We start from the raw sequence: 23,705 nt of genomic DNA, 5'->3' as shown, positions 1-23,705 counted from the left end.
TCTTGGTAACAAAAAAGTATGCTAGAAGACACCTTCAAGCATACTTTTTCTTATTAGGGATAACCCAGATTTTGTCTTATTCAATGCTTAAAATATCATTACTACTTAATAAATAATGAGCAAGAGCTTCGGTCTCTTCACCAATGGCCTTATCACCTTCTAATGGTGGGCAGAATGAACGTACTATTTCTAAAAATTTTCGTGTTGTCGGGGCTAATTGATGCTCTGCTTTTTCTAAAAAAATTGCTTGAGAAGCATACAAATGAGGAGCAATACATCCGCAAGATTTTAACGCTGTGTGGAGGAAATATTTCAGCCGCTGCTAAACAATTAAATATTTCTCGCCAATCTCTGCAGTATCATATGAAGAAACTAGCCATTCAAAAAGAAGAGTTTATCTAAGTATTCAATTCCTTTCACAAAAAAATCAAAACCAAAGCAATAATGGTTTTGATTTTTTATGTGTCCTTAATAACATACAGTTCCTACACAACCGCCAATTAGTACAAGCAAATAAGGTTGAACTTTCCAACGTATCAAGCACCATAAAAAAACGGCCCCAATTACTATGTCTAGACCATTTTGAATTGTCTGTGTAACAATCGGATGAATAAAAGCTGCAGCTAATATTCCTACAACTGCTGCATTTGCACCAGCCATCGCCCCTCTTAATCCAGCGAAACGATTAAGAGCTAGCCAAAAAGGCATTGCCCCTACTACTAGCAAAAATGCCGGTAAAAAAATGGCTATCGTAGCGATAATGGCTCCAGGTACCCCAGCAATGACCATACCTATGTAGGAAGCAAACGTAAATAATGGACCAGGGACTGCCTGCGTCATTCCGTAACCTGCTAAAAATTCTGAAGAACTCATTAATCCACTTTGGACAAACTGTGCCTCTAATAAAGGCAATACGACATGACCTCCACCAAACACTAAAGCGCCTGATAGATAAAACTTTTCAACGATTGAAAACCACTCATATTGAATTAGCGAGCTAACAATTGGTAAACCAACAAGAAGTATCATAAACAGCGTTAAAAAACATATACCCGTCTTTTTTGAAATAGGTACAACCGTTTCTTTCGAGTCATCTCTTTGATTAATTTCCTTAAAAAAATAATAGCCTATAAAAGAAGAAACAATAATAGTAGTTACTTGGGCAAGTGGATGAACCCATAAAAGCACTACTACAAGTGCCAACAAAGCGATTAAAAAATGGAGAATACCGGGAATTAATTTTTTCGACATTTCAAAAATTGCTTGTGCAACAATCGCAACAGCCACTAATTTTAAGCCATGAATCCAACCCACATCAATCCCTATATGTGCTGAAAAATACGCAAATGCCATTAGCAGCAAAACTGATGGTAATGTAAAACCAAGAAACGACACAATACTCCCGAATAGACCACCTCTTAATAAGCCAATACCCATCCCTACCTGGCTCGATGCTGGACCAGGTAAAAATTGACTGAGTGCAACAAGCTGACTGAAGTCATTATCAGATAACCATTTACGCTTCTGAACATATTCATTTTGAAAATACCCTAAATGTGCAGTGGGACCTCCAAAGGATGTACAACCTAATTTAAGCGAAACTAAAAAAATTCCCCATAACCTTCGCAATATCTTCAACTACTTTCCATGTCATCTATATTCATAGTACAAGGAGCAATGATCCTTTTGGTTTAAGATATTGTAAAGTTTAAAATAGCTACTGTAACAGGTTTCGTTCTTAATCTCCAATTTTGATAGCAGAACCAAGCTCACTTCCATTTGCAGCTATCGGAATTAGTTCATAGCTCTTCCCCGTTAAATATAATGCATCGATGCGGACACCCCACTTCGTATACTCTTCATTTAAGGGATATGCTACGTTAAATGGCCAAGATTCCCCTGTTGCTGATTGGATTTTAAAATGTAATGCTTTATTTAATAAACTATTCTCGGAGAGAAAGTATATCGTTGTTGATATCGGTGTAGAAACAACCTTCTCTATTGTTATTTCTTGCCCATCTAACAGCTTTACTTTTTTCTCAACAGGAAAGACCTTTTTATCTTCTTGTAGGCGCTCTTGTGAAGCCTCCACTTGAAATTCCCACGGCTCGTCAATCTTTTTTTCCCCGTTCCAGTCGTTATAACGAATATCTAAGTTTAATATTTTATCCTCTGGAAGTTCACTTAATTTCACACTACTATAGATTGTATAGGATTTATCAGATTGTTGGATTGTCTGTCCTCCATTTCTAACCGTGAATTCTTTTCCATTCACAAAAACCTGTGGAAAGAAAAAGATTTGGTGGTCGAAATTCAAGTCTTTTACTGGCTTAAAGGTAGCATTCAATAGTATTTGGTTATCATCAATTATTATTTCATTTAACGTTAAACGTCCAAGCCCATTTTCAGTAGTTATATCGACAACTGTTTTGTAGTCTTCAAAATTCAAATCCTCCTTAAACAAAAAATAATAAACAATTACACAAGTAACTATCAATAAAAGCAATACTACAATAAACCATATTTTCTGCCATCGATTTTCCTTAGGTTGACTCTCGACAAAAAGCATATCATTGGACATCATGTACACCTCATTTTAAGAAAATATCTAGACAAATGCTTTTTATTTATTGTAGTTTTTAGTTGTACATTATATAACCTCTAACGATGTCAAGGTTTGGCTGATTTCACTATGTATCTAAAGGAATAATTTTTATTCCTTTATTTTATGGCTCTTCTGCAAAATGAGGGAGATTTCCGTTCCGAATGTGCGCTTTCCAGTGGGCGTCGGGGTGGCAGGTTGTTTTTTTGAGCGAAAGCGTAGCGGCAACAACTATGGTAGTGAAGAAAGCGGCTCAACACATGCCCTTAGTAAATCTGAAACTAAATTTACCCTTTATTTATAACACCACAACATTCAAAAAATCCCCCTGGCTGTTTAATTTCTCTACACTCTCAGAGAGATAATTATATCCCCTTACTCTCGATGACGAACCTTTTTGGCCTCTTCCATTAAATAGTCTACAAATAACTCATCTTTAACTAACCATGCTTGATAATTTCTTTTTAAAAACCATTCCGCTTCATAAAAACTTGTAAAGATTTGATCTAATGGAAGTTTATTTTTTTCAATTACCCAATCAAAATCACTTTTTGAATATAGGAGGAAAAATTCTCCCTTAAGGTTTTTATACATTGTCCCAAAAGAAGAAAACCTTAAATTATAGCGATTTCGTTTCGCATCCTCTGGTAATGGGGCTATATGAAATATTTGAACCACATACTGCTCATACGCTTCATCTGTTAAAGAGCAACCAGCTGCTTTTTGATGCCCTCCCCCTCCGAATTCTGATGCAATTGCCGAAACATCTATGTGATCATGAATCGTACGGAAGGAAATTCTTTTGCCACCCATATTTAATATAGCTATAAAATCAAGGTGTACATTTTCTTTTCCTAATTCATTACCAAGCTCTGAATGATAAGATTCTGCATAAACCACACCTGTAAAGTATTCCCCTATCGCTGTTTGCACTAGTTCTCTTTTTTTCCGGCGGATATACCGTTCTATTTTCTCTTCTTCCATAGTCAAAATTTTCTTTTCAAATTCATCAAAGTAAAAATGTTCGTTTGTTTTTAAACGTTCAAGCATTTTTTCTTCAAATTCCTCGATTGACACTAAAAAAAATAGAGTATTTAGTCGACGTGCTTGCTGATTATCATTCTTTTCCCATTCCCACGTATCGTACTGTCTCACTAACTCTACAAATTCTGTGATGGCATTCGTTTGTTCTAAAAATCCATGCGTCACAAGATACTGATAAAACAAAGACGTTGCTGATGTTAAATAGCCATTTTCATCTTCTGTTAATACTTTACCCCATTCATATTCGTTCAAATAAAAAGCCGTTTTATGATGATCAAGCAGTTGAACATTGCCAGTTGCGATATAATAATCATTTAATCTCTTTTCATTTTCTTCGTTTGGAGATAAGTCGGTAATAAATAAAAATGTGTCTCGTTCGTTATTTTCTAAAAAATACTCAATTTCGCGATCTAGCGACGAGATTGAATTGTACTTTACCTTCACTTGTTCTTGAAAAGCTAGCTTAGCTAATATCCCGCAACCTATACCATCTAAATCATTATGCGATAGCAATTTATACATTTTTTCACCTCCGTATTAGTATGGTTTATCTTTGAAAAAATTATCGGTATCGTAAGGTGCTACAAAAAATTGTCAAACAGGTCACCAAATTGGAAATCATTCTTATTTACATAAGCGAATGGTGTTTAAAGACACTACTTTTACAAAAAAGAAATCAAGATACCGATATGCTAAATAGAAATATAAGCTATACAGAAACTCCACCCGTCCGACCGCTATATGGTAAAAAACTAATTAGTTATGAAAAATATCGCGATACAATTACATGAGATTTGGAGCCTGATTCATATTACTTAACGGTCAATATTAAATATTATCTTAAAGCAGATTATTATTTATATATTTCCCTCCTTAATAGTCATAAATATTCACCGTACTTTAGAAATTAAAATTATTTTGGACATAGTATTTGTAATAAAAAGACTTATCCCTTCATAGCACTTCCCCATCATTAGCTTTACAACAACTTATTTTAAAAAAGTAATAAAAACCCTTTAAATTCAACATTTACAAATACGATCAATTAAATTTCTATCCCTTATATTTCCATTTTAACCTAATCAGATTATTTAGAAATGACTGAAATTAATTATCCTATAAAATATAAATTCATTTTTTGTTATAATATGTTATCATTATTTTAGTAAAACGACCTATTTTTACTAAACGCAAAAATAGAGGAAAAACGAACTAAAAAGGACGATGAAAATGAAAAAAATCCAACAATTATTCCAAAGTGAAGATGGAAATATCGAACAAAGAGAGAATTTTTTATCCTTATTAGAGAAAATTGTTTCATCATTAGATGAGTTAAAAAATCCAAAAACAACAACTCTAGGACCAATGAAAGAGCGCTCTGATAATTTCTATAAAGAGTTAATGCAAGAAAATGAAGTACCAACTGCAGGTGTCGGACTTGATCAGGTTGTGAATGATCTAACACAATTAATGCAAGGACATCCATACCATACACGCAACTTTGTAACAAACGTTTTGCCAATGGCTAGCATTCCAGGCATATTAGGCCAATTTACTAATGCTCTGCTTAACGGTAACAATCTATGGGATGTATACGGACCTGCTGCCGCAGAATGTGAGGTAAAGGTAGTTGCAATGATGTCGAAGTTAGTTGGCTACGACTATACACAAAGCTTTGGTTACACAACTTGGGGTGGACAAGGGGCAGTCTTCAGTGGGCTTCGTCTTGCGATCGCTAAACAATTCCCAAATGCAAAAGAAGATGGCGTACCGAATAATTTATATTGCTTCGCTTCAGAAAATGCTCATTACAGCTTATTAAAATCAATTGAAGCAGTCGGCATCGGTAGCAAGCATTTAATTCGTATTAAAGCTGGAAAAGATCATTCAATGGATATCGAAGACTTACGTATGCGTATGACTGAGGTTATCGAAAATGGTGGTATTCCAGTGTATGTAGTTGCTACAACAGGCGCAACTGATCAATTTGCCATTGATGATGTACAAGCAATCAAAAAAGTTACAACTGACCTTGAACAAAAACATTCCTTAAAACCTATACATATTCACGCTGATTCAGCTTTAGGTGGTTTTTACGCATTTTTCAACGATTATGATTTCAAGGCAAATCCACTTCAATTAGAGGCTAATGTTTTACAAGCACTAGAACAAATTAAAGAACGTATGCAATACCTACCTATTGCAGATAGCCTTTGCTTCGACTTCCAAAAGCTTGGTCAAACACCGTATTTAACAAGCTTATTCTTAATAAAAGAAGGAAAACATCTACAATTATTAGATATTGAAGACTTCGACACACCTTATGTTGGCAATCGAGGCTATGGTTCTTATCATACAGGCTATACATTAGAGTGCTCTCGTATGGGTAGTTCAATTGCTATTTATGCTGCATTACAGGCGTTTGGTAAAGAAGGCTACCAACAAATATTAGCTAATTATGTGCGTGTAAACTTAGCGTTCCGTGCGCAGTTAGCAGAGAAAACTCCAATGTTACAAGTAGTCAATGAGTCTAATATTGGACCAGTCACAGCCTTTCGTTTGTATCCTGAAGGCTTTAATTGGAAATCTGAACAGTCAGGTAGCTATACACAAGATCAGCTTGAATATATTAATGGCCTTAACGCTTCTTTATTTGAAATTATAGGAGAAGGTCGCGACGAAGTATTTTTCGGTGATACAACACGTGTTTGCACTGTCAACACTAGCGATACAAAACAACAAATTCCAGTCGCTGCTGCAAAATTCTTTTCAATTTCTCCTTATACAGAGACAGAACATATTAGTGATATGATTCATTTCTTACAACAAAAGATAAAAGTATTGGAGGGTGTTAAAGTTGAGTATAGTCAACAAGTTTAAAAGCTCTTTACTATATAAATATATTGCTAGTTTTACTATTCCAATTGCTATTATTTCGGTAATATTTAGTGGCGTATTATTTATTTCATCTTATCAGATTATCGATAATTTCGTTATTACACAATTTGAGTCATCATTAGATGTTATATCTCAAACAATTTTTGATGATCTAGACAAAAATGACATCAAAGCTGCTGATAACGGCGATAAGGATAAATATAAAGAATTATTAAATGCATTAAATGAAACAATGAACGAGTACGATATTCAAAATGCTTACGTTCTTTCACGTGCAAATGGCAAAGAACATATTGTGGCATTAAGTAAAAAAGATGATTATCAAGAGCCCTATGTTTTTAGTAAGGATATGGAAGAAGCGCTAAAAACTGGAACCGTTCAATCTAGTGATATTTATAAAGATGAATACGGTATTCATAAATCAGTTTTTATACCATTTAAGGATACCGATATTCTTTTTGGTTTAGATATGGACGCTTCCTTCATTTCTAAACTTCAAACTAAGACTCTTTGGACTTGTATCACTATGACCGTGATGTTTTTGATTTTCGGTGTTATTGTGGCGTATTTCATTAGTAAAGGCATTATCAAACCAATTAAAAATATGACGAATTATGTTGGTAAGGTGGCACAAGGAGACTTAACTGTTGAGTCACTTCAAATAAAGGGTTCAAATGAAATTGCTCAGCTATCTGAAGGCATTGAAAATATGACTGAAGACTTACGCTCACTTATTCAGCAAATTGCTGAAAATGCTGAGCAAGTAGCTGCTATGTCTGAAGAGTTATCGGCAGGTTCTGAGCAAACTAGTGCATCTATTCAACAAATTACATCTTCAATGCAAGAAGTAGCTTCAGGATCAGAAAAACAAACATCCTCTATTGAAGAAGTAGAAAGTCATATTACGACAATCTCCACAAAGATGTCAGAGGTTGTATCGAGCGTGAATGATGTCACTACTAAAGCAATTAGTGCATCTTCTATTTCCGAAACAGGTAATACGACTATTCAAAGCGCTACAGAAAAGATGTCTATCACATCTAATGCTATTCAAGATACTTCAGAGGTTGTAAAACGTTTAAGCACATACTCAAATGAGATTGGCGACATTGTAACTTTAATTAATGAAATTACGGATCAAACAAATTTACTCGCTTTAAATGCATCAATTGAAGCAGCACGTGCTGGTGAGCATGGTAAAGGTTTCGCAGTTGTAGCAGAAGAAGTACGTAAACTTGCTGACCAATCATTAGCAGCAACGAATAGTATTCGAACACGTATTGAAACGATTAAGCAAGAGTCTATGCAAGCTGTAAAATCTATGGAAATTAGTAGTAATAACCTTGCAGAAAGCTCAACTACCTTTAACGAATCAGGTAAAGCCTTTAAGGCAATATATTCGAATATTACTTCACTAACTCAAGAAATGGATTATGTCAATAACATCATTTCAAATATTAATGACGGGGTTAGCAGCATTGCAACTTCTGTTGAGGAAGTTGGTGTAGTAGCCGTACAATCATCAGGAAACATTCAAAATGTGGCTGCTGCTTCTGAGGAGCAATCCGCTAGTATTGAGGAGATTACGGCGTCTTCAAATAATTTAGCTGAGATGGCACAGCAACTTCGTAATATCATTCAAAAATTTCAGCTATAAGAAAAACTAATAACAAAAATCCGCTACTTTCTGTAGGTAAGTTTTACCTATAGAAGTCTATGCGGATTTTTCATTGATTTTTAAAAGCCTTTTAGTGCTCTCTCGTTCATCCATGCAATCGTTTCTTCTAGCCCTACTCTATATGAAGTACGTGGTAAAGCGCCTATTTCCTTTTCGAATTTTTCCCCACTTAATATGACTGGTTCTTCTGTTAAATACAACATTTCAACTACTTCTTTCATAGAAGTATTAAATAATCCAATTAGTTGGATCATGCCTTTAGAAACTGTACGAATACTTTTTTTATAGCCTGTAATTTCTCGTAAAATTTTTACTAGTTCTTCCCCTGCAATTGGATGAACAGCTGGCACGTTCCAATTCTGATTATATGTGTCATCTCGTAAAGCAAGCTCAACCATAGCCTTTGCGCCATCAACTGTATAAAGGAATTCCCTTTTCACCTGCATACTTCCTACAAAATTAGCTTTTTTACCTTGTGCTACATTTTTTAACGTTTCATAGAGTATTGTATTCTCTGCATTTGGTCCGTATAAATCCGGGAAATGTACAATTAACGAGGGCACATTACTGATTTTTAATTTATTTTCCATCGTTAAACGAATTTTCCCCTTTTTCGTCTGTGGTTCCTTTCTAACTTGCTCTATTACAGGGTTTGTCGATGGTCTCCCATATGCATAAATATTATCTACAAGTGCAATCTTCGCTCCTTGCCTTTCGGCTATATTAATCACCATATCTACGCAACACATATGGAGCTTTTCCCAATCCTGATACGGAAAACTAATAGCATGAAAAATTATATCCACATCTTTTGAAGCCCTCATTAAATCCTTTTCATTAAATGCATCACCTGAAATAATTTCTACATTTTTGTGATGCTGAAAAAGTGCAACTAACTTTTCTTTATTTCTAGCAAATGCCTTCACCTGTAGATTTCGACTCACTAGTTCATTTACTAGTGCATATCCCATACCACCAGATGCTCCAATAACTAATGCTGTTTGCAAACTTTATTCCTCCTTTATTAATTAACCACTGGTCAAATAACTCTTAAATGAAAGCTCTAGATTTTTAACTAGAGCTACTCTCTGTACTTTAAAGCCTTGATAAGAAATTTTGCATGTACATCCACTGCTTCTTTCGCTTCCTCATAATTTTTTACATAATGACGATAATGTGCAACAAATCCATGCAGAGCAATGAATGTGGAATGTATATCTGAAATCGATAGTTCAGTATTTGATAAGGACTGTACAGATTGTGCAAATTTCTCATAACTAAGGTTCGCTGCCTCTTGCGAAAGCCCATCAATTTCGCTATCCCTCATTATAAACATTAATTCATACTGACTTTGATGATTTAAACCAAACGCCATATATCCTACGAAAACATTCAGTAGTTTAGTGCTATGATCTTCAGGACCGTTCATATTTTCATCTAAAATATTATTTAGTTCAGAAAAATAATCACCTAATATAGCATAAAATATTTCTGCTTTATTTTTAAAATGATAGTAGATTGCCCCATGACTACAACCAAGCTCTTTAGCAATACTACGCATCGATACTTGGTGAAAATCCTTCGTGATAAATTGCTTATGAGCCTCATTTATAATTATTTCTTTCGTCAAATCTTTTGTAGACGGCTTACGTGGCGACATATTGCCCTCCTTATTGACCAGTGGTTAATAATTAGTATATAGGTGTTTTCATTTTTGGGCAATAGTGACAATAACATGAAACAAAAAATATTGGAACTTAAAAACAACCTCTTACTGTATAATAATATAGGGTAAATAGTATAATAAAATAAAACTAGACCTTATATAAACTTTATAATTAAACTTTTTATTTGTATATAAAAATACATCCATTAAATCAATCGTTTTTGAGATAATGGATGTATTTTTTAGGCTCTGTTCGTATATATTGTTGCTAACGAATAAATATAATAGAGAAAGTACACTTTGTCTCTATTACAGAACTAACGCACCCCGTTAGTTTAATAAGAACAGAGACGCTTATTCAACAATCGCGCCTGATTGTGGAATAAGAAAAAATTCTTCATAACACACAATATTTTATTTTAAATAATCGAATTAAAGAGCGTTAAATCCATGTTGGATTAACGCTAAAGTTAGTTATTATTCTTACGATAAACATAAAAAGATGATAACTGAAGTTATGAACATAAAAATTCTTATAGTTTATTTTTAAATAAGCTATTGAAATTCTTCCTTTTTTCTTCAATAACTCTCTTTTCATCCTTTTCTTCTTGTTTCCTCTTTAGTTCTTCATTTCTTTTATTCTTCTCTCTTTTTAATTCCAGTTTAGATTTCGCTTCTTTAATTTGATCTGTAATATAAGTACACCATGTACCTTCGTGATCCCACTCAATATCTAAACTACCATTTCCAAACTGTGCTAATTCTATTGTTCTCTTATACCAGTCAATTTTTAGTCCCGGTGATTTATACACTTGAAAAGTATCATTTTCATTATAAACATCTATTCGAACTGTCCATTCAGACCACTCTGAGAAATGCACCCTAAAATTATCAAACTCTAACACCCTATACATAGCATCAGAACTATCATAATCTTTTATTTCTAAGCCAATCAGAAGCCCATTTTGAACTAAATCTAATAACGTCGATAATTTAATTTTTTCAGGTATCAATACCTCACTATTTACACTTTCAACTCTCTTTTTACCAAATAGGCGCAATTAATAACCCCCATTTTAATTATTCATAAATATATATGTTTTCCTTTGTGGATTATTCCCTTTAAATTGTTTTTAAGATGGCCCTTTAATGAAAACGAGCGCTGATCCTTGTTATAGAATCGCGCCCTTTACTTGAATAACTAAAACAGAATTTTAAGCTTAAAATCAATTAACTCTTACTAATTAAATTTAAATGTAACTTTATACACCTTTACTACTTTAAAGATACTTTTTAGCCTTTTACGTGATTCCTTATTTCCTAGCATAGAAGAAAAAAGGTAGCACCAAAAATGAAAAGGAGAAATTAACATTAACCTAGCAGTAATTTGTCTTGTAGATATCTTTTCTATTATTTCGTAATTAAACGAGACGTTTAATTCAGTCGCTTTAAGTTTCATTAATCTAAAAAAAGCAGAATAAACGTCAGTTTTAAATTCTTTATTTGTCCCATAAACTTCCTTTAATTTTATTAATCCCTCAAAAAATGTATCTTCTAATTCAATCGCCATATCATCTCTATTTTTTCCAGAAAACCAATATTTCACTAAAGTACACGGTGGAATATCCATCGCCACCTTTTTGGTTATACGATCATAAACTAATGTTTTTGATAGACTTTTGAATAAAATTGGACGAACTACTAAATTAATAATTAATAGTAGTAGTTCAAATAAAATAAATGGTTTAGTAATTAGATAAATAATATCAGCAATACGTCTCAAGGCAACCTCCAAATATAAACAATTAATTATTTTGTTAAAATTTAACTTGAATAAATTATATTACATTATGACATGAAAGTATTTAATATTTAGTAGTTTTATATCAGTCATTAATAATTATGGCAGGCTCCTATTAAGTAAAACTGACGCGTTATTTTAAACATATTTCGTCATAAGAACACCTATTATTTAAAAAATGTTGCTCCACAATCTGGCCCGATTGTTGAACAACACTCTTCAACTAAACTGCTTCGTTAGTTTAAGTACATTTCTTCACAATCCTTACAATTACATTAACATAAATATCCAATAAAAAATCATCTAACCTCTAAGGAATATACAGAGGAGAGATGATTTTAATCAATCTTTATTACAAATAATCGAACTTTAATATAAATAATCAATCTTTATTACAAAGCTACACTTAATGAAATATAAAAAGTTTGATTATATATAATCAAACTCAAAATATCTAAATATAAGGTCTGGTTTTATTTTATTATACTATTTACCCTATATTAATAAATAGTAGGAGGTTGTTTTTAACGCCAATCAATTATGCCTCGGCATAATTGCGTCCGGAATCGGCTTTGTGCTTAGGCCTCCATGATGCAGGTCAGTTAGCCGTTATCGCATGGATGCGATGATTTTAGGCTAACATCCTTTGTTAACTCCTTTCCGATTCCGTGACATCCGCCGGAGGCTTTGGGCCAATACGATGTTGGTTACTCAGTCGTTGCCACAGGACGTGGCGTTCTTAGACTGAGTTCCTTTATCCCAGCGATGTTTGGGCATCCGCTGAAATAAGTTAAATTAGACCCTTCACAACTTTTGAAATAACAGCGCCTTCAGCTTGACCAGTTAACAAAGGTTTTGCAATTTTCATTGCTTCCCCCATGTTCATCCCTTTTATAACACCAGCTGCCACAAGTTTTTCTGCAATTTCTTCTTCAGTTAATTGCTTAGGTAAAAATGATTTTAAAAGTGCTAATTTCGCTTCCTCTTTTTCAATTAAGTCAGCTCGCCCTGCAGTTTGAGCACCCTCTAAAGCCTGATTTGTTTGCTTGACTTCACGATTTATAATCGCCATTTCCTCTTCAGACGATAAAGCCTCTCCCTTTTCTTTTTCAGTTAAATCTAGGGCAGATTTCAAAAGCGTTAATACACCTTTTGCTAATACATCCTTTTCTTTCATTGCCTTTTTTAATTGTTCAAATACCTCTGTTTTTAACAATATTTTCACTCCTTCGTGACAATTATTATACCATAAAAAAATACCGTATCCTTAATGGATACGGTAACTATTTCACTTGTTGGAGCATAGATACTTCAGCTTTTGTCGTTAATAAATCTCGTGATAAAATTTCAAATTTTGCATCTACAAGATCAATTTTTCGACTTAGATTTTGTTCAACCTTTTCTAATCTTGATTCCACTGTTTCAATTTTTGCTTCTAATTTCTTTTCAACAGCTTCGATTTTCGCTTCTAATCTCTTTTCAACCACTTCTATTTGTTGCTGAAGATCTGATTTCATGTCTTGCATTTGCTTAGAAAGCTCTAAAATTGCTTGAAGTATCGTATGTTGGTTTACTTCTTGTTCCATTTTTAACTTCCTCCGCTCTTTTATATTCATTACATTATCTATAAATTTCACAGCGTTAATAACTTTGACATAAATAAAATAGGTAGAGTCACTTAAGCAACTCTACCTGTCATTCTATCTTTCATTTATTCCAAAGTCAAAATATTAATAGATGAAATCTGTCATGTACTCATCCGTGAATTAAATTGAATGACTTTAATTCACTTCTTAATTTGCCATGGCACGTAGTATTTTACTTAGCCAAGCAAATGATATTAACTGAATAACAATATCTAGTTAATTATTAATCTCTTCCACTTACCCAATAGACAAAACCAATAACGGCTCCCCCAATAATATTACCTAGTGTTACAGGTAATAAATTTGAAAAGGCTCCAGCAAACGATACAAGTTCACCATGAGGTACTAAAAAAGCAAGTGAAAACAATGTCATATTTGCTATACAGTGCTCAAATCCAATTGTAACAAAAGGAAAAATACAGCAGAAAATCATCACTAATTTTCCAGTCTCTGTTTTTAATTTATAGGTACACCATACTGCCAAGCATACAAGCAAATTACATAAAATACCTCGACATAAAAGTTCAACGAAACTACCACTCATCTTAGCTGTAGCCAGTTTTTCAATGTAAGCTGCTGTGTCTCCTGCTGCTAGCCCCGAGTAAAAAAATAATGCGGCTGCTAAAAGAGAACCAAAAAAGTTTCCTATGTAACTAAACGTCCAAATGCCCAACATCTCTAATGGTGATGATTTTTTTGATAGTGTACTAACCGTTAACACTAGATTATCACCGGTAAATAAATTGGCCCCAGCCATCATGACCATACTAAGTGCCACACCAAATGCTAATCCTTGTACGATCTTCATACTCGGTACCCCAGCTGGACTTAATAAGCCGCCAATAGTAGTGATGAGCAAAATTCCAAATCCGATAAAAAGTCCGCCAAAAATAGCTAACAATAAATAATTAACTGGCCTTTGCTTCATCATGTTAATTTTTGTTTCAGCTGTTATACAAACTGAAGAAATTGTCTCTTTCATACTTTCATCTCCCAAACAACATCAAGCTAAACTAATAACTCATATTTACGCTGATTTCAAGTAGGCATCAAATTCCCACTTTAACCATTTTTTATACAAGACTTACATTTTAACAGATATTATTCCAAAATAACGTTAATTAACAAATTTAAAGTAAATTCCTCCAAATAAACATATTTTCATGCACTTTAAAGATTACTTTAGGATCTCTTTTAGTTCATTTGGATTAAAATGAGATAGTTAATCAAATATTGTGCAGGATTTTCTTTCTAAGAAGACGTCAATTTGTGTTCGGGGCTACTCGCTTTCGCAAAGAAACATCATCCATAATAATCCATATTTCTCCTATGTACTACATCAAGAAAAAATTAATTTATAGATTTAATTAATTATTTTTTTCTATTGCTACATTTAATATTTCTATTAGTGATTTTATTGCTTATATGGATTTATATTGATATGATTCCACTAATTCCTATAAAACAAGTATGTTAAGTAGGTTAAACAGGAGGGGTTGATTGGGATGGGTCGAATTGTAACGAATAAAATTAAACAATCTATTACAGAGTTAATCGGTCATACACCACTTTTAGCATTAAATCAGTATGTAAAAGAGCAACAGCTAGAAACTGAAATTATTGTAAAGCTAGAGTATTTTAATCCTGCTAATAGTGTGAAGGACCGTGTTGCTAAAGCGATGATTGAGGATGCTGAAGCTCGTGGTGTATTGACAAAAGATAAAACGATAATCGAAACAACAAGTGGCAATACTGGTATTGGTCTAGCAGCAATTGCAGCTGCAAAAGGCTATAAGCTACGAATTTACATGCAAGATGGTGTAAGTGAAGAGCGTACAAAGGTCGTTAAGGCATACGGAACAGAGGTTGTACCTTTTTCAGATGTTCCGGAAATGGTAGCTGCCTTCGAGGAAACGGATGGTGACTTTGTTGAAACGATCAAAGTATTTCGAGAAACAGTCGTTGAACAAGAAGAAAATGTTGTATTTTTAAATCAGCTTGATAATGATGCCAACCCAAATATTCATAAGTTAACAACTGGTCCTGAAGTATGGGAGGATACAGACGGACAAATTGATATTTTCGTAGCGGCAATTGGCACAGGTGGTACGATAAGTGGTGCTGGTGCATACTTAAAATCTAAAAATCCAAATATCCAAATCATTGGTGTAGAGCCTGCTGTGAATTCCATTGCAACTGTCGAAAATCCAGATATTATTGAAATCACAGGTGTTCACCGCTTCTCCGATGCAGACGAGGCTCGTGTGCCATCGAATGTTCATTTAGAAATAATTGATGAGGTACTCGAGGTGGAAACTGCACAAGCTTATGAGGCTGCACGCGCTGTTGCGAAATCAGATGGTCTATTAGTAGGTACATCATCAGGGGCTGCTTTATTTGCCGCCACAGCCCTTGCCAAACGCCCAGAGAACAAAGGGAAACGGATTGTCGTTATCCTACCCGATACTGGTTTACGATATTTATCAACAGATTTATTTTAGAAACAAGTGCATCGAAGAATATCGCAGTAGCATATACACTCTATAAAAAACGAAGGGTAAAATAAATTACCCTTCGTTCGAATTAATAACTTGTTAAAAAAATCTTTCCTTTAGTGGTTTTAGACGATTCAACAGCCGTTATCGCATTTTTAATGTCTAACAAATCATAATGTGAATCCACTGCCATCATTTTTAACTTTCCACTATTAACTAGATTGATTAAGTGATGAAATGTACCTTGCCATCTTTCTACCGAGACTTGCTTGTTCCAATGACGTAAATGGAACATATTTGCCTTTACATTTGCCTCTTTAACGATTCTTTGCCAATTCACTTGCACACCTGATAAAAGACCAATAGCTAAAAAATTCCCTCCAGATTTCAGACAGAAAGCAAGATCATTACCTGCTGTCCCCCCGATAGAATCAATAGCAGCATCAGCCCCCCTGCCATTTGTTAGCTCCATGACTGTCTCATAGAGCGGTGTTACTGAAGTATCTATTACATAGGAAGCGCCAAGCTGAATTAAATCGTCAGTATGTCTATTATTTCTCGTAACCGCGATTAACTGAAAGCCTAACAATTTTGCTAGCTGAGCAAAAATGTGTCCAATTGCGGACCCACAAGCATTCACTAGTAAAACATCATTTGGCTGCAATTGTAATATGTCAGTACAAGTTACCCAAGCTGTCATTGGGTTGATATACACTTGCGCTGCGGTAAAATCATCAATGGAATCGGGGATGGATACTGCAAATTCTGCACTTGTTTTTACAATTTCCTGCCAAGTTCCTTCTCCCCTTAAAGGTAGTACACGCTTTCCGATAAGATTTTGAGAAACATATGGACCTACATCCTCTACAACTCCTACTCCTTCATAGCCAGGAATAGTTGGTAAAGAAATTCGATGAGCGTACTTCCCCCATATTGGTATTAAATCAGAAGGATTAATAGGTCGTGCTAGCATTCGAACAAGAATCTCATGTTCATGGGGAGGTTGAATCGTTTTATTTTCAAACTTCAAAACCTCCCGAGGGCTTCCAAATTCATATAATTTAATGCTTTTTGCTTTCAAAAAATATTACTCCTTTATGATTGATTAATAATATTTTTAGAATAAAGTGAAACATTTTCCTTCACTAAATAATGTTCTGCATACTGTTTGCTAATTTTCAAAATCGATGTTCACCTTCCTTTTATCTTGATTGCTATAGATATTTATCCAATATTTTCATAAAATACAAATAAGCACATTAACTATCACGCAGAAGGAGTGGGATCGTTGAAAGCACAATTGCTGGGCACTGCTCTCGGCTATATGCTGGCATTAATAATTGCATACATCTTTTTCGATTATTTTTCTTGGTCGTTTACTCTAGGTTCATTTATAGGTATTTGTTTATTTGCTCTAATTTTAATGATCATAAAAGAGAGATAAATTCCCTATTCATAATGTATTTAATATTTTTTCGAACTTGTTTGCACTCGGTATTTCATGTGTCATAAAAATACCATTGTAAAACAGTCCAACGGTAGTCCATATGATAGGTGCATTCTGTGCTTCATCTTTCGTCATTAGTTGATATGCATGAAAAGGAATGCCCCTTTTCTCTGTATTTTTTTCAGATCATCTATAACACCTACGGTAAACGGATATTGGGCAGTGAAGTATATCACAATACCACTGTTATTAGATAAAGGATTTTTCACCTGTATTTTAAAGGAAGGATCATCAGCACAATCGTTAAATTTATAGACAATTAGCTGGAAATAAGGTAGAGCTTGATCTACAACTATCAATTATGCCTCGGCATAATTGCGTCCAGAATCGGCTTTGTGCATAGGCCTGCAAATGTTTTTTGTGCGAAAGCGTAGTGCTAACGCAGCGCAGCAACAGATGTTTTTTGCGCGGAAGCGTAGTGCTGACGCAGCGCAGCAACAGATGTTTTTTGCGCGAAAGCGTAGCGGCAGCGGCACCGACGCAGGTCAGTTAGCCGTTATCGCATGGATGCGATGATTTTAGGCTAACATCCTCTAAGAAGCGTAGCGACAGGAGGTACAGGTGTTTGTAGCCCCACTGAAAAGTAACTTAAATCCGCATTCATCCCATCTCCTATAGAGGTAGGAGACTTCTGTAGCTGACGTTTCACTTTCGCTACAAAGAACATCTACTGAAAGAAGTTAAATTAACCTTATCACATCAACACATAATATAGTCATTATTCTTCACTTGCTTTCTAACGGTCTTATCACAAAGGATTTAGCAGCAAACTCCACTCTTTTTTGATATATGAGTTTCAAAATGGTTAATTATTTTCCTTTATACAACTTTTTTTCACACTAGTTATTTAATCGGAGTTAGGAAAAAACGTTGCTATAGACCCACTCAAAATTTACTTGTTATCATAGGTCTATATATATCAGGAGGTGATTTCAGGTGAATTCATCAAAAGTTGCATTTTTATCAGTTTTAAGTAATTCTACTGTTGTCATATTAAAACTTATCGTTGGATTGTTCACTGGATCAGTTGCAATTTTGTCTGAGGCAATCCATTCACTTCTAGACTTACTCGCCTCTTTTATTGCCTTTCTCTCTGTACGAATATCCAGTAAACCAGCTGATAAAGAACACCCTTACGGACATGGGAAGGTTGAAAATATTTCAGGAACAATTGAAACACTTTTAATTTTTGTTGCTGGGATTTGGATTATTTATGAATGTATTCATAAAATTATCACTCCCACTCCAATCAAACTCCCAATTCTAGGAATACTGGTCATGTTACTTGGCGCCTTGATTAACTTTGTTGTATCAAGAATTGTTTATAGAACTGCAAAGAATATCAACTCTGTTGCCATGAAATCAAATGCACTGCATCTACTTACAGATGTCTATACATCATTGGGTGTTGCCTTGAGTTTATTGATTGTCCATTTAACTGGTTGGTACATTTTAGATCCAATTATCGGAATAATATTAGCTTGTTATATAATGATTGAAGCTTTCAAACTGATGAAAGAAGCGTTTCCTCCATTATTGGATGCACGATTATCAAAGGAAGAAGAAGAACAAATTATTCAAATTATTGAATCATTTAAAGATGAATACATCGAGTATCACGATTTTCGAACTAGACGTTCTGGTGCGGAAGAATACATCGATTTCCATTTAGTAGTAGCATCAAATAAAAGCATTGAAACCGTTCATGATTTATGTGATCGTATTGAAGAAAAGATTAATAACCTATTTCATCAAGCCAATATTCTTATTCACCTAGAACCGGAGAATGAAAAAATAAATGAATAATTTGCAAATGACCAGGTCTTTTTTTAAAGAACCTGGTTATTTGTTTAATTGCTAAATACATTTAACTTTTTTATTTTATCATTTACAATAATATTACATTCATTCTAAAAGGAGGATGCTATTTGGAGAAAATTAATATAAGACGTCCTCATCCAACAGATACTGAAAAGTTGCATGAGTTTTTTCTCCTTGTGATTACCGATACTTTTGCAAAAGAAGGTCTTGCAGGTCTACACGATGATCAAAAAGACGAATGGGAAATAAAAAAACTTTATTTACAATGGGATTTGGAGAGCCAAGGAGAGCAACGATTTTTCTGGATAGTAGTTAATGAGGAAACAGAGGAAATTATTGGTACAATCGAATATGGCGCGGCGAATGAATTAATTCAAAAAACAGTAAAGGAAGATCTAACAGACTTTCCTGAGATAGGGACGGTTTTTGTGCACCCTAACTATCAAAAACGTGGAATAGGATCAATATTACTTCAAAAAATGGTCACTACGCTAGAGAGTAAAAATGTGAGAGGTTTTTGTTTAGATAGTGGCTACAAACAGGCCCAAATTTTTTGGCAGAAAAAATTTGGGAGGCCAAACTTTTTACTGGAACATTATTGGAGTGAAAATAGCCATCATATGATATGGAAACGAAATATCACATTATAAAAGAGGAGGAAAAAATTATGCAATACAAAATCTCACAAGAACAAAATGAACGTAAAAAATCTTTGATTAATAATAAGCTTTACGAATACAATTTAAAACATTTCCCAAAAGATCTAAGAGGCAGATATCAAGAAATCAACCTCTTCCTTACAGATGAAAATGATCAAATTTGTGGTGGCGTATTGGGGGAAATTTGTTGGAATTGGTTAGAGATACATACACTTATGATTGATGAGGATATTCGTGGTCTAGGTTATGGATCTAAATTGTTATTAGAAATTGAACAAATTGCTTTGAATAATAAATGTGATCTCATAAAGGTAGATACTTTAAGTTTTCAGGCTTTAGATTTTTATAAAAATAACGGATATCAAGTCTACGGTACATTGGACAACGTTGGAAGGGATCATAAACACTACTATTTAAAAAAGGATCTTTCATAGGATTTTCCTTGTAACTATTTGAAAAGATCCTATCTAACTTAATTATATCAAACACGAAATATCCAATAATTCTCTATATAAAGGTATCAATAAGTTGTAATTGTAATCACTTAGTCTTCACTTTTTACAATCACAACTTATTTTTTACTAAATATACATTAATTATATTTCTGAAAGTTGTATTGAATATATATGATGAATTTTATTAAAGATAAACGACTCCTTCTCCTTCATAAAACCATTTTTTTCAGCGACACGAATTGATGGTCCATTTTTAGGGTCTATAATACTTATTAATTTTTCTTGTCCTAAATGTGACAATCCATACTCCATACAACCTTTAGCTGCCTCAGTTGCATATCCTTTAGACCAATATTTTTTATGAATATGGTAGCCCACTTCCACTTCAGTTTTTCCATCAACTATTTGTTTAACAAGTCCACAATCTCCTATTAATTCATTCGACTCTTTTAAACATACAGCCCATAAACTATAACCATCTTCTCGATATCTTTGTTTATTTTTCTCAATCCAGTTCTTTGTTTGTTCTAAATTGAATGGGGACGGATAATATTTCATTGTTTCTGCATCTGAAAAAATTGAATATAGGACAGAAATATCATCATCATTTAGCTCTCGTAATACCAATCTTTCAGTTTCCATAATTTTCAATACACTCTCCTCCTTAAATATGTAAATTATTGTCCTGATTCCAATTTTAAAAGAATCAGTACAAAATATATACATTTATTCTATTGAACAATTAACAATATTTTTTAAGGTTTATGTAAGGATTAAGTAACAAGGATGTAATTTCAAAAAACTATGCTAACATATAGAAGCTTTAATAGAAAAACATATATATTAATCCCAGCTTTTTCTTTAGTGGATATTTTTTATAAAATAGAACAATCAATAATATATAGTCGAGGTGTAGGATTTTGATGTATTTTGGGATTATTCCGCTTATCCTATTTTTTATTTTTCTGTATTCTTACTTGAAAGATCCCAGAAAGATAGTAAATGGCTTTTTATTTAATATTTTTTTCTGTTCATTTCTTTTATTTTGTACGATTATTTCTTTAGCATCTGAAAGCAATATTATAAAGCTTTTAGTTATTATTCCTTTAATAGCACTTTTCTTTATTATACCTTTTGGAATTGTAGCTTTAATGTTCGGTCTATTTCTTAATGCGAGAATTTTAATGAAAAGAGAAGGAAGACGCTTAGCAAATTCCTTAACTTTAATAGTAGCTATTATTATTTTATTATTTATTGTCATGACTATTATTAGTCCGTCCAGTTTGTTATCAAGTATATTTCAACCTATGTTTGGTGGAATATCGCTTATTATTTTTTATTTCTTGATTCATTTATCAAACTTTCTATCTGCATATTTCCTCTATCAGTTTAATAGACCAAAGTATAACCAAGATTTTATCATCGTACTAGGCAGTGGTTTAATTAACGATAAAGTACCACCACTTCTTGCAAGTAGAATTAATAAAGCTATTGAGTTTTATCAGAAACAAGCAGCGGTTACCACACCACCAACAATTATTTTCTCTGGTGGACAAGGTCCCGATGAAAATCTACCTGAAGCGGAAGCGATGCAAAAATACGCTGTTGAAAAAGGGATCCCTCTTGAGCATACTATGCAAGAAAATCGTTCCGTAAACACCTATCAAAATATGTTATTTTCTAAACAGGTTATGGATACGTTAAAGCCAGATGGTAAATACAACAGTATCTTTACAACGAATAATTTCCATCTTTTCCGTGCTGGTCTATACGCTAGACAAGCTGGTCTAAATAGCCAAGGTATCGGCTCAAAAACTGCATTTTATTATTGGCCAAATGCAATGGTTCGTGAGTATGTTGCAATTGTTGTAATGGGACGGAAAAGACATATGAAGGTTGTTGGGGTAGTTCTCGGAATTTCTCTTCTCCTTTCTTTAATTAGCTTATTATTCTTATAGTTAAATATAAAAATTAATCAATAAAAGGGTACTGAATCATAATATTCTAGTACCCTTTTATTTTTTGTTCGCAGTAGGCGTTTTTCCTATACACCAAACAGGAAATATAACAATACGCTCGTTCATGACACCTGTTTTAAATGCGAATGCAAAACTTATTTTTGATAATTTAAAGTAGCTTCTAAAAACCGGACAGACAAAATGAGTTGTTTTCGTATAAATGCTGGCATATTTATAAATAAAAATAAACTGCTACACGTGTTCATATATTTTCATTTTTTATTTAAATATCTCTAATGAAACAGACATTGAAAAGATGCTTAGAAGTATTTCATCAAATTTATCGATGGAGGGACTGTGGATGCACCTACAAAAAAAATCTTCTTGGTTTCTTGCATTATTAACCCTAATAGCGGTTATTTCAGTTTTATATTTAATGGATTCTACAAAACAATCAAAAGAGGATATTACCTTGCCTGTAGATGCAGGTCAAAAAGCAGCAATACAGAGTGTGACGAAGGAAGTATCTTCTCCTAGCTCTTTATTTGAAGAAACTCGCCTTCAAGTTAGTAACGAAAGAAACCAAATTCGTCAAAAGTTAACGCAAAAAATAACGTCAGATGAGTCTTTTGTTGAAGAGAAAAATATGGCCTCTATGGAAATTGAGACTCTCAATAAAGAAGAATCTACAGAAGCAATACTTGAGAAGCAAATTAAATCATTAGGCTTTCCCGATGCTTTAGTACGAATAGAAGGAGAAGACGTTTCCGTAACAGTGATGGCCGAGGAAGTATCAAAATATCAAGCTAATGAGATTATTTATCTGGTAAAAGAAGAGTACGAGGATGCAAATGTGCAAGTTAAATTTGGCGCAAATAATTATTAAAAATAGAAAATGGGGTTTTCATTTTCTTTACGAAAAACAGCGTTATTAGAGATCATTCACAACCATGCCTTCACTAAAATATATAAATTATTATACAAAACTCATATTATTTTGGATCATTACCATAATGTTGGTTAATATCAGATCCGACTGAACTCTTCCCTTGGGGCGTCTAAACAGGGTCCAGAACGTAATTATGTATGTAATAAAGAAAATGGCGAACATTGTACGCAAAGCGTCATTAAATATAACACTAGAAAAATTAGTGAAAGATTAAACAATAGTTTTAACTACCATTCATCAACAACATTAATCGAGAACGGCACATCTATTAAAACTGTTACAAAAAAGATTAGGACATAGCAGGTCAGCAACTACTGAAGACCGCTATGTCCATTTAACTCAAAAGATGGCAAGAGATGCTGCCGATATTTTTGATTCCATCGCAAAAGATTTATAAATTGCTGGCACAATTTTAAAGCGGTGGCAAATCGGTGGCAACCTCCACCATACTAATATAAAAACACACATTTCAAATCCTTATAAACGCTGTTATATCAACGTTACTTCGAATCATCCATCTTCAGAA

The 23,705-nt window shown here is 33.6% G+C and carries 23 protein-coding genes; 10 read left to right on the top strand and 13 right to left on the bottom strand.

Features of this window, described 5'->3' with window-relative positions; translation table 11 throughout:
* Positions 1-174 precede the first annotated feature (174 nt).
* Entirely contained in the window at positions 175-402 is a 228-nt protein-coding gene (locus ACZ11_RS24850; protein WP_236690766.1) for a helix-turn-helix domain-containing protein, read from the top strand.
* Between the two features lie 66 nt (positions 403-468).
* On the opposite strand, the gene chrA is transcribed toward ACZ11_RS24850, so the two are convergent.
* The 3 genes from chrA to ACZ11_RS03205 all read right to left on the bottom strand — a co-directional run bounded on the left by chrA (position 469) and on the right by ACZ11_RS03205 (position 4,168).
* Positions 469-1,629 carry a chromate efflux transporter gene (chrA, locus tag ACZ11_RS03220; protein WP_082172648.1) on the bottom strand — a complete coding sequence of 387 codons (1,161 nt, stop codon included), beginning with the start codon at positions 1,627-1,629 and terminating at the stop codon, positions 469-471.
* Positions 1,630-1,738: 109 nt separating this feature from the next.
* Positions 1,739-2,584, bottom strand: a complete 846-nt coding sequence (locus tag ACZ11_RS03215) for a DUF4179 domain-containing protein (RefSeq protein ID WP_236690765.1) — start codon at positions 2,582-2,584, stop codon at positions 1,739-1,741.
* Positions 2,585-2,977: 393 nt separating this feature from the next.
* Entirely contained in the window at positions 2,978-4,168 is a 1,191-nt protein-coding gene (locus tag ACZ11_RS03205) for a DHH family phosphoesterase (RefSeq protein WP_049663724.1), read from the bottom strand.
* A gap of 708 nt (positions 4,169-4,876) precedes the next feature.
* Here ACZ11_RS03205 and ACZ11_RS03200 point away from each other — a divergent pair.
* Both ACZ11_RS03200 and ACZ11_RS03195 read left to right on the top strand, forming a co-directional pair.
* Entirely contained in the window at positions 4,877-6,526 is a 1,650-nt protein-coding gene (locus ACZ11_RS03200; RefSeq protein ID WP_049663723.1) for a pyridoxal phosphate-dependent decarboxylase family protein, read from the top strand.
* The gene (locus ACZ11_RS03195; protein WP_049663722.1) at positions 6,504-8,201 is read left to right on the top strand and encodes a methyl-accepting chemotaxis protein; all 1,698 of its coding nucleotides are present in this window, start codon (positions 6,504-6,506) and stop codon (positions 8,199-8,201) included. Before ACZ11_RS03200 ends, ACZ11_RS03195 begins: the two co-directional genes overlap by 23 nt.
* 80 nt (positions 8,202-8,281) lie before the next feature.
* Here ACZ11_RS03195 and ACZ11_RS03190 read toward each other — a convergent pair whose 3' ends face one another.
* The 7 genes from ACZ11_RS03190 to ACZ11_RS03160 form a co-directional block, all read right to left on the bottom strand.
* On the bottom strand, positions 8,282-9,229 hold the full coding sequence (locus ACZ11_RS03190) for an SDR family NAD(P)-dependent oxidoreductase (RefSeq protein ID WP_049663721.1): 948 nt from the start codon (positions 9,227-9,229) through the stop codon (positions 8,282-8,284).
* 74 nt (positions 9,230-9,303) lie between these two features.
* A complete protein-coding gene (locus tag ACZ11_RS03185) occupies positions 9,304-9,882 on the bottom strand; it encodes a TetR/AcrR family transcriptional regulator (protein ID WP_049663719.1) in 579 nt (192 codons plus the stop codon).
* A 539-nt stretch (positions 9,883-10,421) separates the two neighbouring features.
* Entirely contained in the window at positions 10,422-10,949 is a 528-nt protein-coding gene (locus ACZ11_RS03180) for a cell envelope integrity protein TolA (RefSeq protein ID WP_049663718.1), read from the bottom strand.
* A gap of 179 nt (positions 10,950-11,128) precedes the next feature.
* Complete coding sequence (locus tag ACZ11_RS03175) at positions 11,129-11,671, bottom strand: hypothetical protein (protein WP_049663716.1); 543 nt, start codon at positions 11,669-11,671, stop codon at positions 11,129-11,131.
* A gap of 808 nt (positions 11,672-12,479) precedes the next feature.
* Entirely contained in the window at positions 12,480-12,905 is a 426-nt protein-coding gene (locus tag ACZ11_RS03170) for a GatB/YqeY domain-containing protein (RefSeq protein ID WP_049663714.1), read from the bottom strand.
* 67 nt (positions 12,906-12,972) lie between these two features.
* Positions 12,973-13,275: a hypothetical protein gene (locus ACZ11_RS03165; protein ID WP_049663713.1), complete on the bottom strand. Its 303-nt coding sequence runs from the start codon at positions 13,273-13,275 to the stop codon at positions 12,973-12,975.
* A 283-nt stretch (positions 13,276-13,558) separates the two neighbouring features.
* A complete protein-coding gene (locus tag ACZ11_RS03160; protein ID WP_049663712.1) occupies positions 13,559-14,317 on the bottom strand; it encodes a formate/nitrite transporter family protein in 759 nt (252 codons plus the stop codon).
* Between the two features lie 523 nt (positions 14,318-14,840).
* On the opposite strand from ACZ11_RS03160, the gene ACZ11_RS03155 reads away from it, so the two are divergent.
* Entirely contained in the window at positions 14,841-15,836 is a 996-nt protein-coding gene (locus tag ACZ11_RS03155) for a PLP-dependent cysteine synthase family protein (protein WP_049663711.1), read from the top strand.
* A gap of 82 nt (positions 15,837-15,918) precedes the next feature.
* Here the strand turns inward: ACZ11_RS03155 and ACZ11_RS03150 are convergent, their stop codons facing one another.
* Positions 15,919-16,911 (bottom strand): zinc-dependent alcohol dehydrogenase family protein, encoded by a 993-nt coding sequence (locus ACZ11_RS03150; protein ID WP_049663709.1) that lies wholly within the window; start codon positions 16,909-16,911, stop codon positions 15,919-15,921.
* 207 nt (positions 16,912-17,118) lie between these two features.
* Between ACZ11_RS03150 and ACZ11_RS26135 the strand changes: the two genes are divergently transcribed.
* Entirely contained in the window at positions 17,119-17,274 is a 156-nt protein-coding gene (locus ACZ11_RS26135) for a hypothetical protein (protein ID WP_161804423.1), read from the top strand.
* A gap of 9 nt (positions 17,275-17,283) precedes the next feature.
* Here the strand turns inward: ACZ11_RS26135 and ACZ11_RS27390 are convergent, their stop codons facing one another.
* Positions 17,284-17,436: a YoaP domain-containing protein gene (locus ACZ11_RS27390; protein ID WP_403089267.1), complete on the bottom strand. Its 153-nt coding sequence runs from the start codon at positions 17,434-17,436 to the stop codon at positions 17,284-17,286.
* A gap of 837 nt (positions 17,437-18,273) precedes the next feature.
* On the opposite strand from ACZ11_RS27390, the gene ACZ11_RS03140 reads away from it, so the two are divergent.
* The 3 genes from ACZ11_RS03140 to ACZ11_RS03130 all read left to right on the top strand — a co-directional run bounded on the left by ACZ11_RS03140 (position 18,274) and on the right by ACZ11_RS03130 (position 20,251).
* A complete protein-coding gene (locus ACZ11_RS03140) occupies positions 18,274-19,143 on the top strand; it encodes a cation diffusion facilitator family transporter (RefSeq protein ID WP_049663708.1) in 870 nt (289 codons plus the stop codon).
* A 122-nt stretch (positions 19,144-19,265) separates the two neighbouring features.
* Complete coding sequence (locus ACZ11_RS03135; RefSeq protein WP_049663707.1) at positions 19,266-19,808, top strand: GNAT family N-acetyltransferase; 543 nt, start codon at positions 19,266-19,268, stop codon at positions 19,806-19,808.
* Between the two features lie 17 nt (positions 19,809-19,825).
* The gene (locus tag ACZ11_RS03130; RefSeq protein WP_049667016.1) at positions 19,826-20,251 is read left to right on the top strand and encodes a GNAT family N-acetyltransferase; all 426 of its coding nucleotides are present in this window, start codon (positions 19,826-19,828) and stop codon (positions 20,249-20,251) included.
* A gap of 162 nt (positions 20,252-20,413) precedes the next feature.
* Here the strand turns inward: ACZ11_RS03130 and ACZ11_RS03125 are convergent, their stop codons facing one another.
* Positions 20,414-20,923 (bottom strand): GNAT family N-acetyltransferase, encoded by a 510-nt coding sequence (locus ACZ11_RS03125; protein ID WP_049663706.1) that lies wholly within the window; start codon positions 20,921-20,923, stop codon positions 20,414-20,416.
* Between the two features lie 272 nt (positions 20,924-21,195).
* Between ACZ11_RS03125 and ACZ11_RS03120 the strand changes: the two genes are divergently transcribed.
* Together ACZ11_RS03120 and ACZ11_RS03115 are read left to right on the top strand one after the other, a co-directional pair.
* On the top strand, positions 21,196-22,230 hold the full coding sequence (locus ACZ11_RS03120) for a YdcF family protein (protein ID WP_049663704.1): 1,035 nt from the start codon (positions 21,196-21,198) through the stop codon (positions 22,228-22,230).
* Positions 22,231-22,591: 361 nt separating this feature from the next.
* Entirely contained in the window at positions 22,592-23,116 is a 525-nt protein-coding gene (locus ACZ11_RS03115) for a SpoIIIAH-like family protein (protein ID WP_049663701.1), read from the top strand.
* Positions 23,117-23,705 lie beyond the last annotated feature (589 nt).

The sequence above is a fragment of the Lysinibacillus xylanilyticus genome, assembly GCF_001183605.1.
Taxonomy (GTDB): Bacteria; Bacillota; Bacilli; order Bacillales_A; family Planococcaceae; genus Lysinibacillus; species Lysinibacillus xylanilyticus.
Note: the sequence above shows the minus strand (reverse complement) of the source record. Positions and strands in the feature narration are given on the sequence as shown.